At 41.7% G+C, this 7,618-nt stretch carries 9 protein-coding genes, 1 tRNA gene and 1 other RNA gene; 3 read left to right on the forward strand and 8 right to left on the reverse strand.

Going from position 1 to position 7,618, the window contains the following annotated elements; genetic code table 11:
• Nucleotides 1–194: 194 nt before the first annotated feature.
• From M4I42_RS15875 to tadA, 7 genes are all read right to left on the reverse strand, one after another.
• On the reverse strand, nt 195–461 hold the full coding sequence (locus M4I42_RS15875; protein ID WP_268853036.1) for a pro-sigmaK processing inhibitor BofA family protein: 267 nt from the start codon (nt 459–461) through the stop codon (nt 195–197).
• A gap of 77 nt (nt 462–538) precedes the next feature.
• Entirely contained in the window at nt 539–763 is a 225-nt protein-coding gene (locus M4I42_RS15880; protein ID WP_268853037.1) for a YaaL family protein, read from the reverse strand.
• A 21-nt stretch (nt 764–784) separates the two neighbouring features.
• The gene (gene recR / locus M4I42_RS15885; RefSeq protein WP_268853038.1) at nt 785–1,381 is read right to left on the reverse strand and encodes a recombination mediator RecR; all 597 of its coding nucleotides are present in this window, start codon (nt 1,379–1,381) and stop codon (nt 785–787) included.
• Between the two features lie 10 nt (nt 1,382–1,391).
• On the reverse strand, nt 1,392–1,724 hold the full coding sequence (locus M4I42_RS15890; protein WP_268853039.1) for a YbaB/EbfC family nucleoid-associated protein: 333 nt from the start codon (nt 1,722–1,724) through the stop codon (nt 1,392–1,394).
• Between the two features lie 16 nt (nt 1,725–1,740).
• Nucleotides 1,741–3,429 (reverse strand): DNA polymerase III subunit gamma/tau, encoded by a 1,689-nt coding sequence (dnaX, locus tag M4I42_RS15895; RefSeq protein ID WP_268853040.1) that lies wholly within the window; start codon nt 3,427–3,429, stop codon nt 1,741–1,743.
• A gap of 115 nt (nt 3,430–3,544) precedes the next feature.
• Nucleotides 3,545–3,809: signal recognition particle sRNA large type (gene ffs, locus M4I42_RS15900), an RNA gene on the reverse strand.
• A 53-nt stretch (nt 3,810–3,862) separates the two neighbouring features.
• Nucleotides 3,863–4,354 carry a tRNA adenosine(34) deaminase TadA gene (gene tadA / locus M4I42_RS15905; protein ID WP_268853041.1) on the reverse strand — a complete coding sequence of 164 codons (492 nt, stop codon included), beginning with the start codon at nt 4,352–4,354 and terminating at the stop codon, nt 3,863–3,865.
• 90 nt (nt 4,355–4,444) lie between these two features.
• Here tadA and M4I42_RS15910 point away from each other — a divergent pair, with 90 nt between their 5' ends.
• From M4I42_RS15910 to M4I42_RS15920, 3 genes are all read left to right on the forward strand, one after another.
• Nucleotides 4,445–5,731: a glycoside hydrolase family 18 protein gene (locus tag M4I42_RS15910; protein WP_268853042.1), complete on the forward strand. Its 1,287-nt coding sequence runs from the start codon at nt 4,445–4,447 to the stop codon at nt 5,729–5,731.
• 322 nt (nt 5,732–6,053) lie between these two features.
• Entirely contained in the window at nt 6,054–6,701 is a 648-nt protein-coding gene (locus M4I42_RS15915) for a deoxynucleoside kinase (protein ID WP_268853043.1), read from the forward strand.
• Entirely contained in the window at nt 6,688–7,356 is a 669-nt protein-coding gene (locus M4I42_RS15920; protein WP_268853044.1) for a deoxynucleoside kinase, read from the forward strand. The genes M4I42_RS15915 and M4I42_RS15920 overlap by 14 nt, the downstream gene beginning before the upstream one ends.
• 111 nt (nt 7,357–7,467) lie before the next feature.
• On the opposite strand, the gene M4I42_RS15925 is transcribed toward M4I42_RS15920, so the two are convergent.
• Nucleotides 7,468–7,560: transfer RNA gene (locus tag M4I42_RS15925), tRNA-Ser, on the reverse strand.
• Between the last annotated feature and the right edge of the window lie 58 nt (nt 7,561–7,618).

A 7,618-nucleotide genomic window follows, 5' to 3' on the forward strand; every position in this document is an offset into this window, starting at 1 on the left:
ATCACACTTTTGATATTATATATACATCTTTATTTCATGTCAACTGCTTTTTTATTTTTTCGAGGATAACTAATTAGCAGCGACGTTTATTAATATAACATATCATAAAAAGCTTAGTCAACGATTTTTTTAAAAAAATAATGTTCTTTCATTCCACCAAAAATGGAACGGAAGAACATGTACCTAACACTTCTTTACACAACAATATATTTTTGAATGATGATTAAAGCAACAACGCCAGGAACACCTAAAAAGCCAGATACGGACGATGTCAACAAATTGACCGGAACATGAATGTTAAAAGAATTGCCGATGGCGTTTAAAACAAATAGCAACAATGCCCCTATGATGAGTTTGATAGCCCCATAACCGATGAAACGAACCGGTTTTAAAGGGGTTCCAACCAATAACAAAATAACGATCATACATAAAAAAAGCATGATCACTATTTTCGGCTCCATGTCATCCACCCCTTCTTTATTGCTTGTACTATTCTCACATTATGCATGCGACGAAAAAAAAGAACAAAAAAGAGAGCTTATTTCGCTCTCTTTAACGTAACACGGCGGCGTTTTGCCTCTCGAATAAGAAAAAAGTATTTCGCTTCTGTAATTTTCGCATCCATTAACACATCTTCTGAAGGTTCGATACTTTTTTCAATCAAATCTTTTTGCTTCATCCATTCGTTTCTCATCGCTTCTAGTTGTTCGACTAACCGTTGGTCAAATTGTCTTTTCAACCATCCTTTTCGCCGCCAAAACATGCGACTCACCTCAATTGATTTCTATAGCTCGCGTCGGCCTTCGAGCGCTTTAGATAACGTCACTTCGTCGGCATATTCTAGATCACCGCCGACCGGCAATCCATGAGCAATTCTAGTAATTTTAATTCCTGTTGGCTTCAATAACCGCGATATATACATCGCAGTTGCTTCCCCTTCGATATTCGGGTTCGTAGCTAAAATTACTTCTTGCACTGTTTCATCTTGCAGCCTTTTTAATAACTCAGGAATTTTAATGTCTTCCGGACCAATGCCATCCATCGGAGAAATGGCTCCGTGCAGCACGTGGTATAACCCGTTATATTCTTTCATTTTTTCCATCGCGATGACATCTTTCGGATCTTGGACGACACAGATCGTCGTTTTATCTCGCCTTTCGTCTTCGCAAATATAGCAAGGATCTTTATCCGTAATGTGTCCGCATACCGTACAGTACGACAAGTTCCGTTTCGCATTGACTAATGCTTTTGCAAAATCCAACACTGTATCTTCTTTCATATTCAAAACGAAAAACGCAAGCCGCACCGCTGTTTTTGGTCCGATCCCCGGCAGTTTCATAAAGCTGTCAATCAATTTGGATATCGGCTCCGGATAATGCATGAAAATCCTCCTAGAATAAGCCTGGGATGTTCAATCCTTTAGTGAATTGTCCCATTGTTTCCGCTGTTAGCTCCTCCGCTTTTTTTAGCGCATCGTTTGTAGCTGCTAAAATTAAGTCTTGCAACATTTCGATATCTTCTGGATCGACTACTTCTTCTTTTATTTTAACTTCCAAAATTTGTTTATGACCGTTCGCAATGACGGTCACCATGCCGCCACCTGCTGTTCCTTCTACTGTTTTTTCTCCTAATTCTTCTTGGGCTTTTTGCATTTCTTTTTGCATTTTTTGCATTTGTTTCATCATTTTTTGCATATTTCCCATTCCGCCCATTCCACGCATCATCTTTCATTCCTCCTGTTTATTCTTTAATTTCAATTAATTGTTCACCAAATAGTCGCTTCGCTTCTGCAATAAGCGAATCCTCTTGCTCTTGTTCTTTTTCGCGATGTATTCCTTTTTCGCGAATAAATTCTTCTCTTATTTTTCCCCATTCTTCGTCAGGAACTGCGACCATTTCAAAGCGACGATGAGTTAAATCAAATAAAATGGATTCTAAGTTTTCCTTGACACCATTTGTATTATCGGCGGCCATTTTGCAATGAATTTCATATTTAAATTTTAACACAAACGCGTGCGGGCTTGCCGCTACCGGCTCTGTCTCTTGCAATAACGCCGCGTGGGATACTTTGTTTTGTTTTTTTAAAATATCAAGCATTTCTCCCCAATGGCTTTTAATCAATGACAAATCTTGATGAGTTGCCTGTTTTAATACTTCATAAATGCGGCCGACTGGCGTTTTATAGCTATTTGTTCGAGCCGGTTTTGTTCCTTTTTTTGTAGGTGCAGACAATGGCTCTTTCGCTGTCGCAGAAACTCCCTGTTCTTTCAAACGTTGCAATTCCGCTTCTAAATGCTCTACTTTCTTTATAAGCGAATTAAATTGTTCAGATGTAGACAGTGAGTGCTGCTCTTGACGGCAAAGCTTTACTAATGCCACCTCTAAAAAAACGCGTGGATGATTCGTCCACTTCATCTCTTGCTGGCTTTTGCTTAATGTTTCAATCGCTTCATAAATCGTTGAAACTGAAACCGCTTGAGCCAATTGCTGAAACGATAGGTCACCCCCCCCATCTATTCCGCTTTCCAAATGAGGAGCTGTCTTGTAGATGAGGAGGTCACGATAATAAAAAATCAAATCTTCGATCAAACGATTCGGGTCCTTCCCTTGATTCATAAATTGCTCTAACAATTGCAACGCTTTCGCTATGTCTTTTTCATGAATTGCTTGAACAATAGTTGCCAGCATAAAGGAGGATATAGCACCCGTCATCGCCAACACATCTTCAAGCAACACCTCTTCATTGCTGAAGGAGATGGCTTGATCCAGTAAACTCAACGCATCGCGCATGCCTCCGTCCGCCGCGCGGGCGATTGCTAGTAACGCTTCATCAGAGGCTTTTACATGCTGGGCATCTAGCACCTGCCTTAATCTTGAGACGATCGAATGAGGCTGAATTCTGCGAAAATCAAAACGTTGACAACGAGAAATAATAGTAGGTGGGATTTTATGCGGCTCAGTTGTCGCTAAAATAAAAATCACATGCTTTGGAGGCTCTTCTAACGTTTTCAATAAAGCGTTAAAAGCGCCGATGGAAAGCATATGCACTTCGTCAACGATGTAAACTTTATATCGTACCGAAGTTGGAGCGAATTTCACCTTCTCCCGGATATCCCGTATTTCGTCGACGCCATTGTTCGAGGCCGCATCAATTTCTAATACGTCTGGAATCGACCCGTTCGTAATTCCAATGCATGACGGACATTCGTTGCACGGCTCGGGCGTCGGCGCTTTTTCGCAATTGACGGCTTTCGCCAAGATTTTCGCAGCGCTTGTTTTGCCTGTTCCACGCGGACCAGAAAAAAGGTACGCGTGAGATATTTTATTTTGAAGCAGGGCACTTTGCAATGTTTTCGTTACGTGTTCTTGACCGACGACATCTGCAAACCGTTGCGGCCGAAACACACGATATAGCGCTTGGTACGTCACGAAAATTGCCCTCCTCTTTTCTCTCATCTTATTTATTATATAATGTCTTGATTGTTTTTCAAAATAGAAAAGAAAAAACTCACTCGGACCGAGTGAGTTTCGCTTATGTATCATACCGTGCACCTTCCGTCGATTAGCTGCCCCAAGCGTTGCTCAAGCAGTTAGCTCTGCCCAGGCTCCCCCACGGCACATGGGAGTATCCGCTTACTGCTGCTTCCTTCCGGACCTGACAGGGTTCACGGAATCCCATTGCGTGGGACCCAGACGTCAACACCACTTACTTGAGACAGACCTCACAACAGACTAACCTCGGGAAGGGATTCAGTCTCGCTAGAGCGGATTGCGAGTACAGGGCACCGCTACCTCCCCACTTAGCACGGCAAATATAGTATATCTGTTTTTTTGAAAAAAAGCAATGAATGGAGCTTGTAATTTATTTGGCATCTTCGCCAACTTTTTCACTGCGTTGCTTTTTCTTTATGCGCAATTGACGGAAAAACTCGCTTAACATTTGGCTGCACTCTTCTTGTAGTACGCCACTGACCACTTCGGCTTGATGGTTAAATCGCTTTTCCTGCAATAAGTTCATTAACGTTCCAACACATCCTCCTTTTGGATCACTTGCGCCAAACACAACTCGTTTGATCCGAGAAAGGACAATGGCTCCGGCACACATCGCGCAAGGTTCTAACGTGACATATAATGTCATATCTTCTAGCCGCCACGACCCGATCCGTTGACACGCTTGATCGATGGCTAACACTTCCGCATGGGCGACCGCCCGCTGCGTCGTTTCCCGTAAATTATGAGCGCGCGCAATCACTTCACCATCTTTTACGATTATAGCTCCGATCGGCACTTCCCCCATTTTTTCTGCTTTTTTCGCCTCTTCCATCGCTAAGCGCATATAATATTCATCATTCATTAGCAAACCCTCACCAAAATAACAGTCATGCCGTTTTTTCCTCCATCATAAAATAAAAAGCAGGAAAGAAGCAACTAGGGAGGAAGAGGCATGCAAATTCATGTAGTACAACGTGGACAAACGTTATTTGGCATTGCCCAAGCGTATAGCACTACCCCAGAAGAAATCATCACCGCAAACGATATCTCCAATCCAAATGCACTCGTCGTCGGTCAAGCGCTTGTGATTCCCATTACCGGCCGTTTTTATTGGGTGCGGCCAAGAGATAGCCTTTGGACCATTGCCCGACAATTCCAGACGACAGCTCAACAGCTTGCTCAAATTAATCGCATTTCTCTCGACACCCCGCTTCAAATCGGACAACGGTTATATATTCCGCCACAAAGAAGAAGAAACGCTGAATTTAATGGGTATGTCGAACCGCGCAATTCCATTGTCAGCCCTTCGTTAGAAGCAAGTGCCCGGAGTGCTGCTCCGTATTTGACATATTTAGCGCCGTTCAGTTTCCAAATCCAACGAAACGGTACACTAAAAGAACCTCCTCTTAACAACTTTCCTGCCATCGCCCGCGCCAACAACGTTACATTAATGATGGTCATTACTAACATTGAAAACGATCAATTTAGCGATGAACTAGGGGCCATTATTTTAAATAACGAGGACATACAAAACCGTTTTCTCGGAAACATCGTCGCAACCGCCAAAAAATACGGATTCCGCGACATCCACTTTGATATGGAATATTTGCGCCCTGCTGATCGCGAAGTCTATAACGCTTTTTTACGAAAAGCGAAGCAACGTTTTCAGCAAGAAGGGTGGTTAATTTCGACCGCGTTGGCCCCGAAAACAAGCACTACTCAAAAAGGACGGTGGTATGAAGCACACGATTATCGCGCTCACGGACAAATTGTCGACTTTGTGATCATTATGACGTACGAATGGGGATATAGCGGTGGTCCTCCACTTCCTGTTTCTCCAATTGGACCGGTCCGAAAAGTGTTAGAGTATGCGATTACAGAAATGCCTGCCTCTAAAATTATGATGGGGCAAAATTTATATGGCTACGATTGGACGCTTCCGTACGTTCCAGGAGGAAAATATGCGCAGGCGATCAGCCCACAACAAGCGATCCGGCTTGCTTCCCGCTACAATGTTTCCATTGAATATGATCAAAACGCTCAAGCACCGCATTTTCATTATCGCGATGAAAGCGGCAACGAACATCAAGTATGGTTTGAAGATGCCCGTTCCATACAGGCAAAATTCAATTTAGTAAAAGAGCTCAGCTTAAGAGGCGTAAGCTATTGGAAGTTAGGGTTAGACTTCCCGCAAAATTGGCTTCTTATTACCGACAACTTCCATGTAAGTAAAAGATAAGGTTCATCACCACAACATGTACTTGACAAGCGGGGGATTTTCTTGAGCCGCCGTGTACGAAAAATCTGATTTACTGATTTTTCCTTATAAGTACAGAGAAGGCGTGTTCTGAAATAGTCAAGTACAACTTTCGGTGAAGAGCCAAAGATAATTAACGCTTGGATATTTGATCCAAGTGTTTTTTCTTTTCATGAATTTTCCCTATCCGTTCTCAGTCTATGTTAAAATAAAATTCGTCTGTCTAAATGGAAGCGGAGAACAGTTCGAAGCTAGACAATGATTTGTTATATTTTCTTATCACGTAAAAAGGGAGGATCGTGACATGCGGATTGTGCCGTTTATTGCCGTAGAGGGACCAATCGGGGTCGGGAAAACATCGCTGGCCAAAGCGATTGCAGAGCGTTTTCGTTATCATTTACTAAAAGAAATTGTCGATGAAAATCCATTTCTCGGGAAATTTTATGAAAATATCGACGAGTGGAGTTTTCAGACCGAGATGTTTTTTCTTTGCAACCGCTATAAACAACTAGAAGATATCAACCGCGATTTCATAAAAAAACAACAGCCTGTCGTCGCCGACTACCATATTCTTAAAAATTTAATTTTTGCGGAAAGAACATTAAAGCAAGATCAATATAAAAAATATTTAAAAATTTATGATATTCTTACAGAGGGTATGCCGCAGCCAAATATGATCATTTATTTAAACGCAAGTCTTGATACTCTATTGCAACGCATTGAAATGAGGGGGCGGGAGATCGAAAAAAACATCGATCCGTTTTATTTGCATGAATTGTCCGTCGCTTACGAACAAACGATGCAATCGTTTGAAAAAGCTAATCCACACATTCCAATTCTTCACTTTAATGGGGACAAACTTGATTTTGTGCAGCGCCAATCTGATCTGCTCTATATATTTGAACAAATAGAAAACCGATTAGAAGGAGTCAATTGCCATGAACTTACGTGAAAAGTACCATATTCCGCATGACGCTGTCATAACCATTGCCGGAACAGTCGGCGTTGGCAAATCAACGATGACAAAAGCACTTGCCAAAGCATTACAGTTTCGCACATCTTTCGAAAAAGTCGATACAAACCCATATTTAGATAAATTTTATGCCGATTTCGAAAGATGGAGTTTCCATTTGCAAATTTATTTTCTTGCTGAGCGATTTAAAGAGCAAAAACGAATTTTTGAATATGGTGGAGGGTTTGTACAAGATCGCTCCATTTATGAAGATACAGGAATTTTTGCCAAAATGCATTTTGAAAAAGGAACGATGACAAAGGTTGATTATGAAACGTATACAAGCTTATTTGAAGCGATGGTCATGTCACCGTATTTTCCACACCCGGACTTGCTCATTTATTTGGAAGGAAGCTTTGAAGAAATTTTAAAACGCATTCGTGAGCGCGGACGTCCGATGGAGCAACAAACACCGGTGGAATATTGGAAAGAAATGTACGAAAGATACGAACGATGGATCAATAGCTTTAATGCCTGTCCTGTGCTACGCATTAACATTAGCGATTACGATATTTTAGAAAATGAACAATCGATCGAGCCAATAATCGAAAAGATTTCTTATATGCTCGACCAATATCGTTATTTAAAAAAATAGCCGCCTACTTTTAGGCGGTTTTTCTACAATAAAAAATTCGTTACAAAATGTAACGAATCGTTTCGAATAACAATCTCCATTTATGCGCAGTGGTGTTTCAAACTAACTTGATGGCGGAGGAGGAGGGATTCGAACCCCCGCGCGCCTCTCGACGCCTCTCGGTTTTCAAGACCGACCCCTTCAGCCAGACTTGGGTACTCCTCCGTATCGACAAGATTTAATATAGCATTTCCTAATAGGTAAGTCAATATTTTAAATCATT

The sequence above is a fragment of the Anoxybacillus sp. J5B_2022 genome, from assembly GCF_026847645.1.
Lineage (GTDB): Bacteria > Bacillota > Bacilli > Bacillales > Anoxybacillaceae > Anoxybacteroides.